The 18,824-nt window shown below is 56.8% G+C and carries 17 protein-coding genes; 11 read left to right on the forward strand and 6 right to left on the reverse strand.

The window, feature by feature from the left end; translation table 11 throughout:
* Positions 1-27 precede the first annotated feature (27 nt).
* The 3 genes from fruA to fruB are packed head-to-tail and all read right to left on the reverse strand — an operon-like array spanning position 28 to position 3,798.
* On the reverse strand, positions 28-1,713 hold the full coding sequence (fruA, locus tag DDT56_RS07610; RefSeq protein ID WP_136165947.1) for a PTS fructose transporter subunit IIBC: 1,686 nt from the start codon (positions 1,711-1,713) through the stop codon (positions 28-30).
* 16 nt (positions 1,714-1,729) lie between these two features.
* A complete protein-coding gene (fruK, locus tag DDT56_RS07615) occupies positions 1,730-2,668 on the reverse strand; it encodes a 1-phosphofructokinase (RefSeq protein WP_009113287.1) in 939 nt (312 codons plus the stop codon).
* Positions 2,665-3,798 (reverse strand): fused PTS fructose transporter subunit IIA/HPr protein, encoded by a 1,134-nt coding sequence (fruB, locus tag DDT56_RS07620; RefSeq protein ID WP_136165857.1) that lies wholly within the window; start codon positions 3,796-3,798, stop codon positions 2,665-2,667. Before fruB ends, fruK begins: the two co-directional genes overlap by 4 nt.
* Positions 3,799-4,136: 338 nt before the next feature.
* Between fruB and DDT56_RS07625 the strand changes: the two genes are divergently transcribed.
* Complete coding sequence (locus tag DDT56_RS07625) at positions 4,137-5,318, forward strand: sugar efflux transporter (RefSeq protein ID WP_136165858.1); 1,182 nt, start codon at positions 4,137-4,139, stop codon at positions 5,316-5,318.
* On the opposite strand, the gene DDT56_RS07630 is transcribed toward DDT56_RS07625, so the two are convergent.
* On the reverse strand, positions 5,305-5,583 hold the full coding sequence (locus DDT56_RS07630; RefSeq protein ID WP_136165859.1) for a YkgJ family cysteine cluster protein: 279 nt from the start codon (positions 5,581-5,583) through the stop codon (positions 5,305-5,307). The genes DDT56_RS07625 and DDT56_RS07630 overlap by 14 nt on opposite strands.
* 206 nt (positions 5,584-5,789) lie before the next feature.
* On the opposite strand from DDT56_RS07630, the gene yeiP reads away from it, so the two are divergent.
* The 8 genes from yeiP to yejF all read left to right on the forward strand — a co-directional run bounded on the left by yeiP (position 5,790) and on the right by yejF (position 14,938).
* Positions 5,790-6,362, forward strand: coding sequence for an elongation factor P-like protein YeiP (yeiP, locus tag DDT56_RS07635; protein ID WP_136165860.1), 573 nt, complete (start codon positions 5,790-5,792; stop codon positions 6,360-6,362).
* A gap of 78 nt (positions 6,363-6,440) precedes the next feature.
* On the forward strand, positions 6,441-7,427 hold the full coding sequence (locus tag DDT56_RS07640) for a CobW family GTP-binding protein (protein WP_136165861.1): 987 nt from the start codon (positions 6,441-6,443) through the stop codon (positions 7,425-7,427).
* A gap of 41 nt (positions 7,428-7,468) precedes the next feature.
* Positions 7,469-8,185 carry a phosphatase PAP2 family protein gene (locus DDT56_RS07645; protein ID WP_136165862.1) on the forward strand — a complete coding sequence of 239 codons (717 nt, stop codon included), beginning with the start codon at positions 7,469-7,471 and terminating at the stop codon, positions 8,183-8,185.
* A gap of 287 nt (positions 8,186-8,472) precedes the next feature.
* The gene (mepS, locus tag DDT56_RS07650) at positions 8,473-9,063 is read left to right on the forward strand and encodes a bifunctional murein DD-endopeptidase/murein LD-carboxypeptidase (RefSeq protein ID WP_136165863.1); all 591 of its coding nucleotides are present in this window, start codon (positions 8,473-8,475) and stop codon (positions 9,061-9,063) included.
* 341 nt (positions 9,064-9,404) lie between these two features.
* Positions 9,405-11,213, forward strand: coding sequence for an extracellular solute-binding protein (locus DDT56_RS07655; protein ID WP_136165864.1), 1,809 nt, complete (start codon positions 9,405-9,407; stop codon positions 11,211-11,213).
* An 11-nt stretch (positions 11,214-11,224) separates the two neighbouring features.
* On the forward strand, positions 11,225-12,322 hold the full coding sequence (locus DDT56_RS07660; protein ID WP_136165865.1) for a microcin C ABC transporter permease YejB: 1,098 nt from the start codon (positions 11,225-11,227) through the stop codon (positions 12,320-12,322).
* On the forward strand, positions 12,319-13,344 hold the full coding sequence (locus DDT56_RS07665) for an ABC transporter permease (RefSeq protein WP_136165866.1): 1,026 nt from the start codon (positions 12,319-12,321) through the stop codon (positions 13,342-13,344). The genes DDT56_RS07660 and DDT56_RS07665 overlap by 4 nt, the downstream gene beginning before the upstream one ends.
* 1 nt (position 13,345) lies before the next feature.
* On the forward strand, positions 13,346-14,938 hold the full coding sequence (gene yejF / locus DDT56_RS07670) for a microcin C ABC transporter ATP-binding protein YejF (RefSeq protein WP_136165867.1): 1,593 nt from the start codon (positions 13,346-13,348) through the stop codon (positions 14,936-14,938).
* An 84-nt stretch (positions 14,939-15,022) separates the two neighbouring features.
* Here the strand turns inward: yejF and DDT56_RS07675 are convergent, their stop codons facing one another.
* Complete coding sequence (locus DDT56_RS07675) at positions 15,023-15,367, reverse strand: YejG family protein (RefSeq protein ID WP_136165868.1); 345 nt, start codon at positions 15,365-15,367, stop codon at positions 15,023-15,025.
* Between the two features lie 457 nt (positions 15,368-15,824).
* Positions 15,825-16,520, reverse strand: coding sequence for a 16S rRNA pseudouridine(516) synthase RsuA (gene rsuA / locus DDT56_RS07680; protein WP_136165869.1), 696 nt, complete (start codon positions 16,518-16,520; stop codon positions 15,825-15,827).
* A 261-nt stretch (positions 16,521-16,781) separates the two neighbouring features.
* Here rsuA and DDT56_RS07685 point away from each other — a divergent pair, with 261 nt between their 5' ends.
* Positions 16,782-17,021, forward strand: a complete 240-nt coding sequence (locus tag DDT56_RS07685) for a YecH family metal-binding protein (protein ID WP_136165870.1) — start codon at positions 16,782-16,784, stop codon at positions 17,019-17,021.
* Between the two features lie 3 nt (positions 17,022-17,024).
* Complete coding sequence (gene radD, locus DDT56_RS07690) at positions 17,025-18,785, forward strand: DNA repair helicase RadD (protein WP_136165871.1); 1,761 nt, start codon at positions 17,025-17,027, stop codon at positions 18,783-18,785.
* Positions 18,786-18,824 lie beyond the last annotated feature (39 nt).

Consider the following 18,824-nt stretch of genomic DNA (forward strand, 5'->3'; position numbering starts at 1 on the left):
TACATCCCTGTATACCGACTCGTCCTGTTAAGCGGCTTTTTTCACCAGTTGATCATCCGGGCGCTTCAGGAACGCGTACAGCACGCCCGCAACCACCGTTCCGGCGATAATGGCGAACAGATAACCCAACACCGGCGTAATCGCGCCAGGGATCATCAGCACAAACAGGCCGCCGTGCGGTGCCAACAGCTTGGCGCCAACCGCCATGGACAAGGCCCCGGTCAGCGCGCCGCCGACGATACAGCATGGCAATACGCGCATCGGATCGCGGGCGGCGTAAGGAATCGCGCCTTCGGAGATAAAGCACAGCCCCAGAACCAGCGCCGCCTTGCCCCCTTCACGTTCCGTCGCGTTGAATTTCTTGCCTGCCAACAGCGTCGCCAAACCCATCGCCAGCGGCGGCACCATCCCGCCGGCCATAACCGCGGCCATCGGCGCATAAATCTGGCTACTCAGCAAGGTGGTGCCGAACACATAGGCCACTTTATTAACCGGCCCGCCCATATCGGTACACATCATGCCGCCGAGGATTGCGCCAAGGATCACCGCATTCGCCGTGCCCATGGATTGCAGCCAGTCAGTCAGACCGGTCAGGATCTTGGCGACCGGCGTTCCCACGGCATACACCATGATTAACCCCATGATCAACGTCGCCAATAGCGGGATGATCAAAATCGGTTTCAGGGCCGACATACTCTGCGGGAGGTGAATGTGATTATTGAGTGCCCTGGCCACGTAACCCGCCAGGAAGCCGGCAATAATACCGCCCAGGAACCCCGCGCCCATACCGACCGCCAGCACCCCGCCAGCCAAACCCGGAGCCAAACCGGGGCGATCGGCGATGGAAAACGCAATATAACCCGCCAGCACGGGAACAATCAGCGCAAAGGCCGAATCCCCCACCATTTTCAGCGCCGCGGCCAGGGTACCTTCTTCCTTAAAGGCTTCGATGCCGAACACAAACGACAAGGCGATACACAGGCCGCCGGCCACCACCACCGGCAGCATATAGGACACGCCGGTCAACAGGTGGCTATAGGGACCCGCTCCGCCTTTTTTGGCCTGGCCGGTCGTCTCGGCGCCGCTCTGCCCGTTCGGCTGATAAACCGTCGCTTCCGCCAGCGCCTTATCCAGCTCCTGAGCGGTCTTTTTCAAGGCCAGACCGGTGGAGGTGCGGTACATTTTCTTACCGGCGAACTTGCTCAAATCGACTTCGATATCCGCGGCGACAATCACCACGTCCGCCTGTTCCACTTCTTCCGGCGTAATCGGATTGCCGGCGCCGACGGAGCCGCGGGTTTCAACCTTAACCCACCAGCCGCGTTTCTTCGCCTCGGTTTCAATGGCTTCGGCGGCCATAAACGTATGCGCCACCCCTGTCGGACAGGCGGTCACCGCCACAATACGTTTGGCCGAGCTTGGCTGAACGGGTGCTGACGCCGGCGCCTGATAGGGCGCGGCATCGGCCTTGGCCTGGTTCAGGAACGCCTCCGGCTGGCTGACCGCCAGTTCCACGTCGCCAACGAAGACCTGTTTGCCATTCAGCGCGGCGTCCGCGGCGGCGGAAGCGCCAAGCACGATCGCCAACTCCGCTTCATCGGCCTGTTCGGTAAACGTCAGCCCGGCTTTCTCAGCGGCAGCGCCGAGCAGGTTCTTCACCAGATGGCTTCGCGCCAGACCCAGTGATTTATCTAAAATCAGCAGCGTTTTCATCATTCGTCTCCTGCTGTCAGTTAAAGGGTTTCAGATCGACACGCGCCATCATTGCGGCCAACTGAGGACGATCGGTAATGCCGACGTTGCTTTGGCTGACCGCCAGCGCAGCAACCGCTGTCGCCAGACGCAACGTATGTTCACTGGACTCGCGCATTAATAAGCCATAAATCAGTCCTCCAACCATGGAGTCACCCGCGCCGACCGTACTGACAACGTCACAGGCAGGCGGTTTTGCCAACCACGCACCGGATGCATTTACCCACAGAGCGCCTTCCGCCCCCAGTGAGATCACCACATGCGCGATACCCTGCTCACGCAGCGCGTGTGCAGCATCAACTACATCGGCCAGCGTAGGCAGTTTACGCCCGGCCCAGATTTCCAGCTCCCGGCGATTGGGTTTAACCAGCCAGGGGGCGGCTTTCAACCCGGCGACCAGCGCCTCGCGGCTGCTGTCGAAAATAATGCACGGACAATGGCTGCGCAGCCGGGACATCCAGTCGGTAAAGGCGTCCGGATCGACGCCGGCCGGCAGACTGCCGCTGACGGCGACCATATCGAACTGCCCCAGCCAGCTCAGGGAGTCATTGACAAAGCGCTGCCAGTCCTGCGGGGTGACCTCGAAACCGGAAAAATTGAGATCGGTAACGTCTCCGTCTTTTTCGGTCAGTTTGACATTGATACGCGTACGTCCCGGAACAACCTGAAAACGGTTGGCAATGCCCAGCTCGCTGAACAACTGCTGAAAACCGTCCTGATTGTCTTTCCCCAGGAACCCACCCACCGTGACGTCAATCCCGAGATCTTTCAGTACCTTGGCAACGTTGATGCCTTTGCCGGCGGCATGCAGACCCGCTGTCTGAACCAGGTTCACTTCGCCCCGCTCGATTTCCGGGCAATAGCCGACCAGGTCATAAGCCGGATTCAGGGTAATGGTGGCGACTCGCCTGCTCATGCTGCCCCCTCACCCAAACCGGAATTAATGGCTTCGCCAATGGCGGCTAATGCCTGCTCCGCGTCGCTGCCGCTGGCGGAAAAGCGCAGCCTGTGGCCTTTCTTCACCCCCAGAGCGATAACTTTCATCAGGCTGCGGCCGTTTACCGCTTTGCCGGTGCCGTCCAGATTGGCGACGGTGACTTCGCTGCTGAACTGTTTAATCACATTAACCAGCGTGGTGCCCGGGCGCGCATGCAGACCGTGTTCGTTACGCACGGTGAACTCCGCCGTCAGCACGTCGCTTTCTTCCGCCACCTCGCTGGTCAGCAGAGCCAACAGCGTAGGCGCGTCGGCAGTCAGCAAGCGTTCAGCTTTTTGCGCCGTCAGCAGATTGGTGAGGTAATCAATCGGGGCCAGCGCCTGTTCATCCGCCGCCGCGACGGTCACCAGCAAGGCGACCGATTCGTTATCCACGCTGAACGGCGCCGCGGGACGGGCAACCGCGACCGCGCTGCTGAGGTTTCCCTCGGCGCTGTCGCTGAACCACACGCCCTGCCCCAGATTCAGCGGCTTATGGCTGACCACGTTGCTGACGAAAGCGGCATCCACCGCGCCGACCTGTTGCAGCCGTCCGGCGTTCAGCGCCTGCAGCGTCAGCAGATTATCCGTGGCCACATCAAGCGAAATCAACGAGGTATCGAAACGGAAGTCGGCCAGTTGCTGCTCGCCCATCAGCAGGCTGCGCAGTTCTTCCGCCGAGTCGGTGTCCGCCAGACGAGCGGCGACGCGGTCGTCGCTCAGCACGTGCGTAAGCTGACGCAACAGCGCCAGATGCTCATCGGAACTGGCGGCGATGCCTAGCACCACGTAAGCGGTCTGGTCTTCACCCCAGGCAACGCCCTGCGGGAACTGGAAAACCTGCACCCCGGTTTTCAGCACCAGATCGCGGGTATCGGTGGTGCCGTGGGGGATCGCAATACCGCTCCCCAGGTAAGTGGACGTCTGTTGTTCGCGCTGCAGCATGCCTTCGACATACCCTGCGCTGACGCACCCGGCGTCGGTCAGCGCCGAAGCAACAAGCCGTATGGCTTCCTGCTTGCTGCCGGCCGTGGCGCCTATATGAATATCTTGCTGTGACAACTGGAACATGGCTCTCCTCTCTTGCTGAAACTTGAATCGTTTCAGCTTTTATGAGAAAAAAATGTGTCTGTTAAAGGACAGGGTTTCAAAAAACATCGCTGAAACGTTTCAATGAGTCTGTTGCCATTGCGATGTTTATGCAAGTATTCTCCACATTCGGCGTAACAAAATTTTGACATCACGCACATTTTAGCCGGCGCAAACCCTGTCGATAGCATAAAAAAAACCTCAGGCTGAACCTTTGCTGAAGAAAAATAATACAACAGGTTTTCTGTTTTTTTATAAACCGGCGTAATATGACGGCGTCCGGTCTTTCTTCCACCTCCTTCTTAAGCGTTATCACTTTTATGCACACATCCGTCAGCAGCTCGCCTCGACGTCAGCCCGATCTGACTTCGTCGGCATTTTTGGTCATTGCCTTCCTGACTGGGATTGCCGGCGCACTGCAACTCCCGACGCTCAGCCTCTTTCTGTCAAACGAAGTACAGGTGCGTCCATTTCTGGTCGGCATGTTCTATACCGGCAGCGCGGTGATCGGCATCGTCGTCAGCCAGCTGCTGGCAAGGCGCTCAGACAGGCAAGGCGATCGCAAAACGCTTATTTTTCTCTGCTGCCTGATAGGCGCCCTGGCCTGCATGCTGTTCGCCTGGAACCGTAATTACTTTATTTTGCTGTTTGTCGGCGTGCTGCTCAGCAGTTTCGGCTCCACCGCCAATCCGCAGCTATTCGCGCTGGCGCGGGAACACGCCGATCGCACCGGCCGCGAAGCCGCCATGTTCAGCTCCGTGATGCGCGCCCAGATCTCGCTCTCCTGGGTTGTCGGTCCCCCTATCGCCTTTGCCCTGGCGCTGGGTTTCGGCTTCACCACCATGTATCTGACGGCGGGGCTGGTCTTCGTGCTCTGCGCCATACTGGTCAGGCTGTTTCTTCCGTCCATGCCGAAAGTGATGGTGAAAACGGCGGCGACGCTTGAATCCCCGCGCCGTAACCGCCGGGATACGCTGCTGCTGTTCGCCGCCTGTACGCTGATGTGGACCTGTAACGGTCTCTACATCATCAATATGCCGCTCTATCTGGTGCATGAGCTGAATCTGCCGGAAAAACTGGCCGGAATTATGATGGGAACGGCCGCCGGACTGGAGATCCCGACCATGCTGATCGCCGGTTACGTCGCCAGCCGTTTTGGCAAACGCCTGCTGATGCGTCTGGCCATCTCCGCCGGCCTGCTGTTTTACGTGGGACTATTGTTGCTCGATAGTGAGATCGCCCTGCTGGCTTTACAGCTGCTGAACGCCGTTTTCATCGGCATTCTCGCCGGGATCGGCATGCTTTATTTCCAGGATCTGATGCCCGGTCAGGCGGGTGCGGCAACCACGCTTTTTACCAATACCACCCGGGTGGGCTGGATTATTTCCGGCTCCCTGGGCGGCGTGGTCGCGGAAATCTGGAGTTATCATGCGGTCTTCTTTATCGCGCTGATCATGATAGTCAGTGCGTGCTACTGCATGTGGCGCATCAAGGACGCGTAGCAGCCGGGGCATCGGGCGCGGTGTCCGCTTCCAGCCGCACCAGATAAATCAGCGCCTCGTCGCGATGGCTGAAACACATGTCTTCGCGCGCCTGCAACCCGGCGCATACCGCGGGCCGCAGCGGCGAATGGAATATTGCGCAGCGCATATGCGCATCCAGATGGATACAGCGGGTATTGGCCGGCTTGCCGTTCGGCATGCCCGGCAGCGGGCTGGATATTGAAGGCGCGATGCAGCAGGCGCCGCAGTCGGGGCGACAGTCCATCAGCAGGCTCCGGCGGGCTGGCTATAGATGAGGGAACGTCCGTCACCATAACAGCCGGGCGGGCAAATACCAACGCTTATCGCCCGCGCGCGATGGATGATTAACTGCGTCAATCATGCCGCGCGATAAATTCCCGCTTGCCTGAATCCTGCGGCGCGGGTAACGTGTCGCCACAAAAATCTCACTCCTTATAACAGGTAATTTGTATGGCAAGAGCGAACGAAATCAAACGCGGTATGGCTGTCAACTATAACGGCAAATTGCTGCTGGTAAAGGACATCGATATCCAGAGCCCCAGCGCCCGCGGCGCCAGCACGCTGTATAAAATGCGCTTTACCGACGTGCGCAACGGATTAAAGGTTGAAGAACGTTTTAAAGGCGATGATATTCTCGATACCATCTCCCTGACCCGCCGCACGGTCACCTTCTCCTATATTGACGGCGACGAGTATATCTTTATGGATGACGAGGACTACACGCCTTACCTCTTCAAAAAAGAACAAATAGAGGAAGAGCTGCTGTTTATTCCCGAAGGCGGCATGCCCGGTATTCAGGTGCTGACCTGGGACGGCGAAATCATTGCCCTTGAACTGCCGCAAACGGTGGATATGGAGATTGTCGACACCGCGCCGGGCATCAAAGGCGCGTCGGCCAGCGCCCGCAACAAACCGGCGACCATGAGCACCGGTCTGACGATTCAGGTGCCGGAATATCTGAGCGCCGGCGAGAAGATCCGTATCCATATTCCAGAACGCCGCTATATGGGACGCGCTGAATAAGCAACCGTCGCACCGCCCGCCGGGGTAACGCTCCGGCCAGCGGGTCAATCCCCGGCGCTATTTTCTCAGGAGCCCGTTTTGTTAACCCAAGTGAATGTCATTACCGGCTTTCTCGGCAGCGGGAAAACCACGACGATCCGCCATCTGCTTTCTCAAAAGCCCGAGGATGAAGTCTGGGCCGTATTGGTTAATGAATTCGGCGAAGTCGGGATTGACGGCGCCTTGCTGGCCGACAGCGGCGCGGTATTGAAAGAGATCCCCGGCGGCTGCATGTGCTGCGTGAACGGTTTGCCGATGCAGGTCGGCCTGAACATGCTGCTACAGCAGAAAAAACCGCACCGCCTGCTGATTGAACCGACGGGCCTCGGCCACCCGAAGCAAATCCTCGCGCTGCTGACGGGCGAAAGCTACCGGCCCTGGCTGACGTTGCAGGCGACGTTATGTCTGCTGGATGCCCGCCAACTGAATCAACCCCGTTATACCGAGAATGAAAATTTCCGCGATCAGCTGGCGGCGGCCGACATTATCGTCGCCAATAAGCAGGAAACCTACCTCGATGCGGATCTCTCCGCCTTGCGGCAGTGGCAAAGCAGCAACGGCGATAACCGCCAGGTGGTGCTGGTTAGCCAGGGAGAGGTGGAGCGGCAGCTGCTGGCGCAGCCGCGCCATAATATGCGCGAGCTGCCCGACGGCGCGCATCATCACCCGCATAGCGCGGCCGCAGGACTGGCCGCGTTACGGCTGCCGGGGGGCGAATCCTGGCGTCGTTCATTAAATCAGGGTCAGGGCTACCACGCCTGCGGCTGGATTTTCTCGCCGGACACCGTCTTTGATACCGCCGCGCTGCTGGACTGGGCTCGCCTCTCCCCCGTCAGCCGGGTTAAAGGGGTGATGCGTATCCAGGAAGGTACGCTGGTCGTCAATCGTCAGGGTTACGACCTGCATATCGAAACCAGACCGGCCGCGCCGGTGGATAGCCGTATCGAGCTGATTAACGAGAGGCCGGCGCAATGGAATAACCTGCAAGCCGGCCTGTTAAAGGCTCGTTTAACTACCGCCGGGTAGAATGGTGATTCAGTTCTAGCGGATCCTGGGTTGTTTCCTGTATGTCTTGGCGTAACCTTTTTTTTATCTTGCTGCTCAATGTGTTAGGCATCGGGCTGTTTTTGTCCTGGTATTTGCCGCCCGACCACGGCTTTTGGTTCAGGTTGGACAGCGCGATTTTCTTCTACTTTAATCAGCAATTGCTCGAAAGCCCGACATTCCTGCAATGGGTGGCGATAACCAACGTCCGGGCGTTTGACGGCTGTGCGCTGCTGGCGATGGGTCTGCTGTATCTGTCATTTTATCTGCAGGCGACGCCGCCGGAGCACCGACATCTGCTGATTGTCGGCATGGTTATGTTGCTTAGCGCGTTAATCCTTAATCAACTGGGCCATTTATTGCCGGTTCAGCACGCCAGCCCGACCCTTTCCTTTACCAATATCAACCGCGTTGGCGAACTGACGTCGATCCCGGCAAAAGATGCCTCCAGCGACAGTTTTCCTGGCGATCATGGCATGATGCTGATGGTCTTTGCGGCATTTATGCTGCGCTATTTCACCCGCGCCGCCTTTGCCGTAAGCCTGGCGATAGTGATTATTTTTTCCTTACCCCGCGTTATGATTGGGGCGCACTGGTTTAGCGATATCGCCGTGGGATCGCTATCCGTGGTACTGACCGGATTAAGCTGGTGGTTGCTTACCCCGGCCAGCGATGCATTAATTAATTTGCTGCATCGCTATCTGCCCGGCAAATACCGCCCGATAAATAACCATCCGTAGCGGTCGCCGGCTATCGACATTTTTTTGCTGATTACATCATTAGATCTTATAAATAAAATAGTTAAAACTGCTCGCAATCCGTTTATCGATGCGGTAGTCTCGATGAAGTTTGCTTTTTTCCCCATATTGAGCTAGCGGCGAAGGAGAAATAATGTGCATTCAGGCACACTTTCACCGTTCGATGTTTGGTGAACCGCAAACTCTGCTTTAGTCTGAATCTCGTTTTCGTTTGGCATTTATTACATAACGGTATTTATCGTTAAGGACTTCAAGGGAACATAACAATAATGGTCACATCTCAACCGATCCTGAGATATATCTGGCGGGCGTTGCCTGCCGTTGCGATAGCGATAACGCTTTCCGCATGTGGTAGTAGTAGTAACAGTGCATCCAACAATCAGAACGCGCAAACTGAGATGCATGCAGTCAATGATAAAAACGGTCTTTTACTGCAAGCCTCTCAGGATGAATTTGAAGCATTGGTGCGTAATGTGGATATCAAATCCAAATTGCTTAACCAATATGCCAGTTGGAAAGGCGTCCGCTACCGTTTAGGCGGCGACAGCAAACGCGGAATCGATTGTTCCGCATTCGTGCAGCGTACTTTCCGCGATCAATTCGGCATGGACTTACCGCGTTCAACCTCTGAACAGCAAGAAATCGGTCAGAAAGTGCAACCTGCCAAGCTGCGTCCCGGCGATCTGGTGCTGTTCCGCGCCGGTTCAACCGGTCGCCACGTCGGTATCTATGTCGGCAACGGCCAGTTTGTTCATGCCTCCACCAGCAGCGGCGTAATGATTTCCAATCTGGATGACAGCTATTGGAAAAAGCGCTACCGGGAAGCCCGGCGCGTGCTGAGTAAAGGAACCAACAGCTAACCGATTTTTATCCCTGATGTACCTGAGATGCCAAACGAGACAGCAAACGCCGCTTAGCAATAAGCGGCGTTTTTTTATTCGCCCCATCCCTACGGGCCGTCGCAAGCGACGTTTTTTTTTTAAATTTCCCAAACAATTTTTTACAGAGGTTGCAACTTGCAAAGCAGTGATTATGGTAGGTTTATTACAGCCATTCATGGTAAAAAGGGAAAAATCGGGTTTACGGGAGGTAATGTCTGTTATATCAACAACTTTATGTCGCCAAAAACCGCTATAGAAAATCATGCCTGAATGCAGGCATCCGATAAACCCTTGTTGATCCGCAGGAGATTACCGTCAAGATGTTGAAACGCGTCGTTACCGCCGTATTGCTTTGCGCCCTGCCCCTGGGGCTGCATGCCGAAACGATCGAACACAGCACGTCTTTCGCTATTTTGGGGGAACCTAAATACGGCGCGGACTTTCGCCATTTTGACTACGTCAATCCCGATGCGCCGAAAGGCGGCAGTATCACGCTCAGCACGCTCGGCACCTTTGACAACTTTAACCGCTATGCTTTACGCGGCGTGGCGGCGACCCGCACCGAGCGGCTCTACGACTCCCTGTTCGTGACCTCCGACGATGAGCCCGGCAGCTATTATCCGTTAGTCGCTCAATCCACCCGCCATGACGCTGATTTTCACTGGATAGAAGTCGACCTCAACCCCAGCGCGCGCTTTCATGACGGTACGCCGATTACCGCGGCCGATGTCGCTTTTACCTACAATATGTTTATGACGCAGGGCGTTCCCCAGTTTCGCATCTACTTTAAAGGCGTGACGGCCAAAGCCGTGGCGCCGCTGACGGTGCGCTTTGATTTCCCCGTCCCCGACAAGAACCGCATGTTCAGCCTGCTTTCGCTGCCGATCATGCCGGAAAAATTCTGGAAAAATCATAAGCTGAGCGATCCGCTGCCCTATCCGCCGCCGGCCAGCGGCCCCTATCGCATTACCGCCTATCGCACCGGGCAATATGTTACCTACTCGCGCGTGCAGGATTACTGGGGAGCGGACCTGCCGGTAAATAAAGGCCAGTACAACTTCGATAAGATCCGCTACGACTACTATCTGGATGACAGCGTCGCGCTGGAGGCCTTTAAAGCCGGCGCTTTCGATCTGCGTATCGAAGGTTCGCCAAAGCATTGGGCGACGCAGTATCACGGCGGTAACTTCAGCCGGGGCTATATCATCAAGCAGGATCAGGAGAATCAGTCTGCGCAGGATACGCGCTGGCTGGCGTTCAATATCCAGCGCCCGATTTTCAGCGATCGCCGGGTTCGCCAGGCGCTGACGCTGGCGTTTGATTTTAACTGGATGAACAAGGCGCTGTATTACAGCGCCTATCAGCGTGCCGACAGCTATTTCCAGAATACCGTCTATGCCGCGAAAGATGAGCCGAGCGCGGATGAACTTGCCTGGCTGACGCCGTTGAAAGATAAAGTGCCGCCGGAGGTGTTCGGCCCGCGCTATCAGCCGCCGTCCTCCGACGGCAGCGGCTACGACCGGGGAAACTGGCTCAAGGCGTTGGCGCTGCTAAAGGAAGCCGGGTGGGAACTGAAAAATCAGCGTTTGGTTAACCGCCAGAGCGGAAAGCCGTTTACCTTTGAACTGCTGCTGCCGAGTGCGGGAAACTCCCAGTATGTGCTGCCTTTCCAGCAAAATCTGAAAAAACTGGGCATCACCATGACGGTGCGCAATATCGACAGCGCCCAGTTTAACAGCCGCCTGCGCAAACGCGATTTCGATATGATCCCCACGCTGTATAGCGCCTACATTTACCCCAACACAAATTTACAGATGGAATGGCATTCGCACTATATCGACTCCACCTACAACACCTCCGGCGTGCAGGATGCGGCGATCGATACCCTGGTCGAGCAAATCGTCGCCCATCAGGGGCAGGCAGCCCCCTTGCTGTCGTTAGGGCGCGCGCTGGACCGCGTGCTGACCTGGAATCAGTTTATGATCCCCATGTGGTATTCCAATCATGACCGTTTTGCCTACTGGAACAAGTTCGCCATGCCGGTGGTGCGTCCGGCCTATTCATTAGGTTTCGACGGCTGGTGGTACGATGTTAAACAAGCGGCCACGCTGCCGGCAGAGCGACGTTAAGGAGTCACGACGTGGGAACTTACCTGTTACGCCGCCTTTTACTGGTGATCCCGACGCTATGGGCGATTATCACCATTAACTTCTTTATCGTGCAAATCGCCCCCGGCGGCCCGGTCGACCAGGCGATTGCCAATATCGAGATGGGGCGCGGCGGCGGTTATACCGCCAGCGGCGGCCTTGACGCCGGCATGGCCCGTTCCGGCAGCGCAGGCGCGCCCAATATCGAGAACACCTATCGCGGCGCCCGCGGGCTGGATCCCGAGGTGATTGAAGAGATAACCAAACGCTACGGTTTTGATAAGCCCATCCACGAGCGCTATTTCAAACTGCTGTGGGATTATGCACGTTTCGACTTTGGCGACAGCCTGTTTCGTGGCTCCTCGGTAATGCAGCTGATCAAAGAGAGTATGCCGGTTTCCATCTCGCTGGGCCTGTGGAGCACGCTGATTATCTATCTGGTCTCCATTCCGCTGGGGATCAAAAAGGCGGTCAAAAACGGCACCTCCTTTGATACCTGGAGCAGTACGCTGATTATTATCGGCTACGCCATTCCCGCCTTCCTGTTCGCCATTTTGCTGATTGTCGTGTTTGCCGGCGGCAGCTATCTCGACTGGTTCCCGCTGCGCGGGCTGGTATCCAGCAATTTCGATACCCTGCCCTGGTACGGCAAAATCACCGATTATCTATGGCACATCGCCCTGCCGGTGCTGGCTACGGTGATCGGCGGTTTCGCCACGCTGACCATGCTGACGAAAAACTCGTTTATGGACGAAATCCGTAAACAGTATGTGGTGACGGCGCGCGCCAAGGGGCTGGATGAAAAAAGCATTCTCTACCGCCACGTGTTTCGCAACGCCATGCTGCTGGTGATTGCCGGCTTTCCCGCCACCTTTATCAGCATGTTTTTTACCGGCTCGCTGTTGATCGAGGTAATGTTCTCATTGAACGGACTGGGCCTGTTAGGCTACGACGCCACCCTGCAACGCGATTACCCGGTGATGTTCGGCACGCTGTATATTTTTACGCTGATCGGTCTGTTACTGAATATCATCAGCGATCTGACCTATACGCTGGTTGACCCGCGTATTGATTTCGAGGGACGCCAATGAGCCGATTGAGCCCCATTAATCAGGCGCGCTGGGCGCGTTTCAAGAGCAACCGCCGCGGCTACTGGTCGCTGTGGATTTTTCTGGCGCTGTTTGTGGTCACGCTGTTCTCAGAGCTGATCGCCAATGACAAACCGCTGCTGGTGAAGTACGACGGTAAACTCTATACGCCCTTTATCGTCAACTACAACGAAACCACCTTCGGCGGTCAGCTTGACACCCGCGCGGATTTTCGCGATCCCTATATCGCCCAGCGCATCGACAGCCACGGCTGGGCATTGTGGCCGCTTATCCGCTACAACTATGACACCATAAACTTCGCCACGACCGTCTCCTTCCCCTCCCCGCCGTCATGGCAAAACCTGCTGGGAACCGACAGCCAGGGGAAAGACGTCGTTGCCCAGGTCATGTACGGATTTCGTATCTCCATGCTGTTCGGCCTGGCGCTGACGATACTTTCCAGCCTGATCGGCATTACCGTCGGCGCCACGCAGGGGTATTACGGCGGGCGGCTGGACCTCTGGGGCCAGCGCTTTATTGAAGTCTGGTCCGGGATGCCGACCCTGTTTCTGATTATTCTGCTCTCCAGCGTGATCCAGCCCGATTTCTGGTGGCTGCTGGGCATTACGGTGCTATTCGGCTGGATGAGTCTGGTGGGGGTGGTGCGGGCCGAGTTCCTGCGTACCCGCAATTTTGACTATATCCGCGCCGCGCAGGCGATGGGCGTCAGCGACCGGATGATTATGTACCGCTGCATGCTGCCAAACGCCATGGTCGCCACCCTGACCTACCTGCCGTTTATTCTGTGCGGATCCATCACCACCCTGACCTCGCTGGACTTCCTGGGATTCGGTTTGCCGATGGGATCGCCCTCGTTGGGTACGTTATTGCTGGAGGGGAAAAACAACCTGCAGGCGCCCTGGCTGGGCATTACGGTATTTATGGTGCTGTCCGTGGTGCTGTCTTTACTTATTTTTATCGGCGAAGCGGTGCGCGACGCCTTCGACCCCAGTAAGGCGCATTGATATGTCTACCTCACCGTTACTACAGATTAAGGATCTCAGCGTCGCCTTTCGCAGCGGAGAGAATGAACAGCGCGTCGTCGATGGAGTCTCGCTTAGCGTAAACGCCGGCGAAACGCTGGCGCTGGTCGGCGAGTCCGGTTCAGGCAAGAGCGTGACCGCCCTTTCCATCCTGCGCTTGTTGCCGTCGCCCCCCGTCGTCTATCAGCAGGGGGATATCCTGTTCGCCGGCCAGTCACTATTGCATGCGGATGAGAAAACGCTGCGCCGCATCCGCGGCGATCGTATCGCCATGATCTTTCAGGAGCCGATGGTGTCGCTCAATCCGTTGCAAAGCATCGAAAAGCAGCTCGTCGAGGTTTTAGCCCTGCATCGGGGCATGCGTAATGAGGCGGCGCGCGGCGAGGCGCTTTCCTGTCTCGATCGCGTGGGCATCCGGCAGGCGAAGAGCCGGCTGAAGGATTTCCCTCACCAGCTTTCCGGCGGGGAGCGCCAGCGCGTGATGATTGCGATGGCGCTGCTGACCCAGCCCGACCTGCTGATCGCCGATGAGCCCACCACGGCGCTGGACGTTACCGTACAGGCGCAGATACTGACGCTGCTGGACGAGTTGAAACAGGAATTGGGCATGAGCCTGCTGTTTATCACCCACAATCTACATATTGTCCGTCGGCTGGCGGACAATGTCGCGGTGATGAAATCCGGCCAGTGCGTGGAACACAATACCTGCGACGGCTTATTCAGCGCGCCGCAACACGCCTATACCCGCCAGCTGTTGGATGCCGACCCCGCCGGCGAGCCTTTGCCGCTCGACGGCGATGCGCATCCCATCCTGCGCGTCGAGCAGCTGCGGGTTTCCTTCCCCATCAAACGCGGACTGATGCGGCGCACCGTCGATGAAAAGCGGGTGGTCAACGATATCAGCTTCAGCCTGCGCCGTGGGGAAAGCATCGGGCTGGTGGGCGAATCCGGCTCGGGTAAAAGCACCACCGGGCTGGCGCTGCTGCGTCTGCTGAATTCAAGCGGCGAAATCTGGTTCGATAACCAGCCGCTGCACGGATTGACCCGCAAGCAGATGCTGCCTTTCCGGCGGCGGATCCAGGTGGTGTTCCAGGATCCCAACTCCGCCTTGAACCCGCGGCTGAACGCCGAGCAGATTATTGCCGAAGGGCTGACCGTACATCAGAAACTGAGCGAGGAGCAGCGGGAACAGCGGGTGATTGAAGCCATGCGGGAAGTCGGGCTGGATCCGGCCACGCGCCACCGTTACCCCGCCGAGTTTTCCGGCGGACAGCGCCAGCGTATCGCCATTGCCAGGGCGCTTATTCTGCAACCGGAACTGCTTATTCTTGATGAACCGACGTCATCGCTGGACAGAACGGTGCAGGCGCAGATTCTGGCGTTGCTGAAATCGCTGCAGCAGAAGCACCGGCTGGCGTACCTGTTTATCAGTCACGATCTACAGGTGGTGCGGGCGCTGTGTCATCAGGTGATTGTGTTAAAACAAGGCGAAGTGGTGGAGCAAGGAGAGTGCCGGCAGGTATTCGCGCATCCGGCGCAGGACTATACGCGGGAACTGCTGCAACTGTCGTCTTAAACCATCAGCGGTCCGAACGTTAGGCCGTTCCAAATCCCTAGGCGTAAAAGAGCGGCAAGATCAGCTTGACTGATGTTGCCGCTCTCAAAACGGATACTGCGCCGACACCGGCTCCGCAATCGCCACGCCGACATTTTTCAAGCGACACATGGCGGTGCTTTCATCATTACGGTGTAAAAACAGGCAAGGCTCGCCTTCCCATTCCAGCGCAACGCACTCAACCTGAATTTCCTCCAGCGACTGACGCAGTTGATGCATGATTTTCCATGCCACATCGCCGTCATGGCTCAATAGCTTGAGACCAATCAGATTATTGTCTTCTTCTCTGCCGCTCAGCGGAATCGGTTCGACTTTTACACCGGCAAAACCCGATAACCAGCGATAACTTAGCGGCAAACGATGCACTACCGAAAGTTGGACATTAGCCACTACTGTTTTTCCTCAGGTTAAGTTTTACTGTAATTTTACAATACAATAACATATTTATCATGACGGCCTGACCGCCGCCTCTTTTTTTTACTGCTTTCCTAATCTAAAAAAGCAACGCACTCAGAACAAATAAGCATCAATAACTGTTGGTATAGGTTACCGCAACGTTAATTAATGCCGGGCAGATCACAAATTACCATTCTTTTTCGGGCTATATGTAACTCTTTTTGCGTGACACCTCAACCTTTTTTGCCCTGAATGTTTACTTTTAAGTCATATATTTTACATATATGGAACATTTACAGCTAAGAAAAGCGCTGCCGCCCGATAAACGCCGGACCGCCCGAGAGAGGGTATACGATAGAAAAACCAGGCCGCCTGACGTCAGGCCAGCGCCCGCCGTCAGGGAAATCGGAATGCGCCGGGACTGCCGGCGTAAAGTTGAAGCAGGAAGGAACTACCTGATACCGGCTATCTCCTGGCTGCTCAGCGCCCGGTATTCGCCGGGTTCTAACGCGCTGTCCAGGATGATATCGCCGATGCGTTCGCGGTGTAACTGCACCACGCGATTCCCCACCGCGGCAAACATTCTTTTCACCTGATGATAACGCCCTTCGCTGATGGTCAGACGCACCTGATAATCCGTTATCTTTTCCAGCGTCGCGGGCTTGGTCGCATGCTTCTCGCCATGCAGTTGCACCCCGGCCGCAAACTGCTCTGAAGTATCGTCGCTTAAAGGCTGCTCCAGCGTCACCAGATAGGTCTTCTCGCAGTGATGGCGGGGCGAGGTGATACGATGCGACCACTGCCCGTCGTCGGTCAGCAGCACAAGCCCGGTGGTATCGATATCCAGACGCCCCGCCGCATGCAGCTTGTGCGCGACGGGAACGTCCATAAAATAAAGAATGGTCGGATGATCGGGATCGTCCGTCGAGCACACGTAGCCCTGTGGTTTATTCAGCATAAAATAACGCGGTCCGCGCTGCTGCGCCAACGGATTGCCGTCGAACGCCACCTGATGCTCGGGCAACAGTTTAAAAGCACCGCTTTTCACCACTTCCCCATCAACGGTGACCCGCTGCGCGCGCAGCTCGCGCGCCACCAGCGAACGACTGATTTCCAGCTGCTGGGATAAAAATTTGTCCAATCGCATTAACGACCAACTGCCTGTGTGAAATCATCGCACAGCACACGCCTGAGAGGCGCCCGTACCGATGAATAATGAAAAAAGAGCAACGTTTCCGTTGCCGGAATGCTCTAGTATAACGGCGCTTGAGCCGAGGTCCTAGAATTCAGCGTCGCCGATCCGCCTTTGTCGTCGTGGTAAGCGGACGCGGATATCTCACGCGCGCTATCGCGCCGGAGATTATCAACGGGCATAATAAGGATAACTATTTACCTTGAGGGTTAAACCATGTCATCCATTCACGGCCATGAAGTCCTGCAAATGATGATCGCCTCCGGCGAATCTTTTACCACTGAACAGCTGATTGCCGCCATTGACAGCCGTTTCGGGAGCGACGCCCGTTTTCATACCTGTTCGGCCGCCGATCTGACCGCGGCAAAGCTGGTGCAGTTTCTGGCCGAACGAGGCAAATTTATACCGCTTGAGGCCGGCTTCACCACCAGCGCCAGTAAAATCTGCCAGCACTAGGCAATGCCCTTTACCTTACGGCCTTACCAGCGTGAGGCGGTATCCGCTACGCTCGAATATTTCCGTCGTCATACCCAGCCGGCCGTTATCGTACTGCCGACGGGAGCAGGAAAAAGTCTGGTTATTGCCGAACTGGCTAAACTCGCCCGCGGACTCGTGCTGGTTTTGGCGCACGTCAAGGAGCTGGTGGCGCAGAACCATGCCAAATACTGCGCCTGGGGGCTGGAGGCGGATATTTTCGCCGCCGGACTACAGCAACGGCAAAGCCAGGGGAAAGTGGTGTTTGGCAGCGTGCAGTCGGTGGCGCGCAACCTGGATCGGTTCGAACAATCCTTTTCATTGCTGATCGTCGATGAATGCCACCGCATCGGCGATGACGACGACAGCCAATATCAGCAGATTATCCGCCATCTGCAACAAACCAATCCACAGCTGCGGCTGCTGGGGCTGACGGCAACGCCCTTTCGTCTGGGGAAAGGCTGGATTTACCAATACCACTACCACGGCATGATACGCGGCGACGAACACAGCCTGTTCCGCGATTGCATCTACGAACTGCCGCTGCGCTATATGATCAAACACGGCTTTCTGGTGCCTCCGGAGCGGCTGGATATGCCCATTGTGCAATACGATTTCAGCAGGCTGGCGGCGAGAAGCAACGGCTTGTTCAGCGAGGCGGATCTTAATCACGAGCTAAAGCGCCAGCAGCGCATCACCCCGCATATCATCAGCCAGATCGTCGACTATGCGCAGACGCGCCTGGGGGTGATGATTTTCGCCGCCACCGTTGAACACGCCCTTGAAATCCATGGCTTATTGCCGCCGGGCCAGGCCGCGCTGGTCAGCGCCGAAACGCCGCCGGCGGAGCGTGACGCGCATATCGCCGACTTTAAACGGCAGCGGCTGCGCTATCTGGTCAACGTCGCCGTGCTGACCACCGGTTTTGATGCCCCGCACGTCGATCTGATCGCCATATTACGTCCGACGGAATCCGTCAGCTTATATCAGCAAATTGTCGGCCGCGGCTTGCGTCTGTTTCCCGGCAAAACCGAATGCCTGATTCTGGATTACGCCGGAAACCCGCACGATCTCCATACCCCGGAGGTCGGACACAGCAAACCCCACCGCGACAGCCAGCCGGTGCAGGTTTTCTGTCCGCAATGCGGTTTCGCCAATTTATTCTGGGGGAAAACCACCCCGGACGGCAGCGTGATCGAACATTACGGCCGCCGCTGCCAGGGTTGGGAGACGCTGGAGGACGGTCAGCGCCGGCAGTGCGACTTTCGCTTTCGCTTTAAGATCTGCCCGCACTGCGGCGCGGAAAACGACATTGCGGCCCGCCGCTGTCATCAGTGTGAAAACGTGCTGGTCGATCCCGATGATATGCTGAAAGCGGCGCTGAAGCTGAAAGACGCGCTGGTATTGCGCTGTAGCGGCATGAGCCTGACGCCCGGCAAGGACGCCAAAGGGGAATGGCTCAACGTCACCTACCATGATGAAGACGGCGCCGAAGTGAGCGAGCGTTTTCGCCTGCAAACGCCGGCGCAGCGCCACGTATTCCAGCTAAATTTCTTACGCGTCCATCAACGGGCGCCGGGCGTCCCTTTCGCCTGGCAAACCGCCGACGACGTTTTGGCGCAACAGCATTTACTGCGCGCCCCCGACTTTGTTGTTGCCCGCCGCCAGGGGAAATTCTGGCAGCTACGGGAAAAGATGTTCGATTATCAGGGCCGTTTCCGGCGGGCACACGAACTGCGCGGCTAGCTCATTCGCGGTTTTATTTGCCCGCAGGCCCATATTCCG

It is taken from the genome of Brenneria corticis (assembly GCF_003115855.1).
In the GTDB taxonomy this organism is placed as follows: Bacteria; Pseudomonadota; Gammaproteobacteria; order Enterobacterales; family Enterobacteriaceae; genus Brenneria; species Brenneria corticis.

Excerpts from the sequence above, each read along its gene's own strand:
- fruA (WP_136165947.1), bottom strand. The coding sequence starts at position 1,713 with ATGAAAACGCTGCTGATTTTAGATAAATCACTGGGTCTGGCGCGAAGC.
- fruK (WP_009113287.1), bottom strand. The coding sequence starts at position 2,668 with ATGAGCAGGCGAGTCGCCACCATTACCCTGAATCCGGCTTATGACCTG.
- fruB (WP_136165857.1), bottom strand. The coding sequence starts at position 3,798 with ATGTTCCAGTTGTCACAGCAAGATATTCATATAGGCGCCACGGCCGGC.
- DDT56_RS07625 (WP_136165858.1), top strand. The coding sequence starts at position 4,137 with ATGCACACATCCGTCAGCAGCTCGCCTCGACGTCAGCCCGATCTGACT.
- DDT56_RS07630 (WP_136165859.1), bottom strand. The coding sequence starts at position 5,583 with ATGGACTGTCGCCCCGACTGCGGCGCCTGCTGCATCGCGCCTTCAATA.
- yeiP (WP_136165860.1), top strand. The coding sequence starts at position 5,790 with ATGGCAAGAGCGAACGAAATCAAACGCGGTATGGCTGTCAACTATAAC.
- DDT56_RS07645 (WP_136165862.1), top strand. The coding sequence starts at position 7,469 with ATGTCTTGGCGTAACCTTTTTTTTATCTTGCTGCTCAATGTGTTAGGC.
- mepS (WP_136165863.1), top strand. The coding sequence starts at position 8,473 with ATGGTCACATCTCAACCGATCCTGAGATATATCTGGCGGGCGTTGCCT.
- DDT56_RS07655 (WP_136165864.1), top strand. The coding sequence starts at position 9,405 with ATGTTGAAACGCGTCGTTACCGCCGTATTGCTTTGCGCCCTGCCCCTG.
- DDT56_RS07665 (WP_136165866.1), top strand. The coding sequence starts at position 12,319 with ATGAGCCGATTGAGCCCCATTAATCAGGCGCGCTGGGCGCGTTTCAAG.
- yejF (WP_136165867.1), top strand. The coding sequence starts at position 13,346 with ATGTCTACCTCACCGTTACTACAGATTAAGGATCTCAGCGTCGCCTTT.
- rsuA (WP_136165869.1), bottom strand. The coding sequence starts at position 16,520 with ATGCGATTGGACAAATTTTTATCCCAGCAGCTGGAAATCAGTCGTTCG.
- DDT56_RS07685 (WP_136165870.1), top strand. The coding sequence starts at position 16,782 with ATGTCATCCATTCACGGCCATGAAGTCCTGCAAATGATGATCGCCTCC.
- radD (WP_136165871.1), top strand. The coding sequence starts at position 17,025 with ATGCCCTTTACCTTACGGCCTTACCAGCGTGAGGCGGTATCCGCTACG.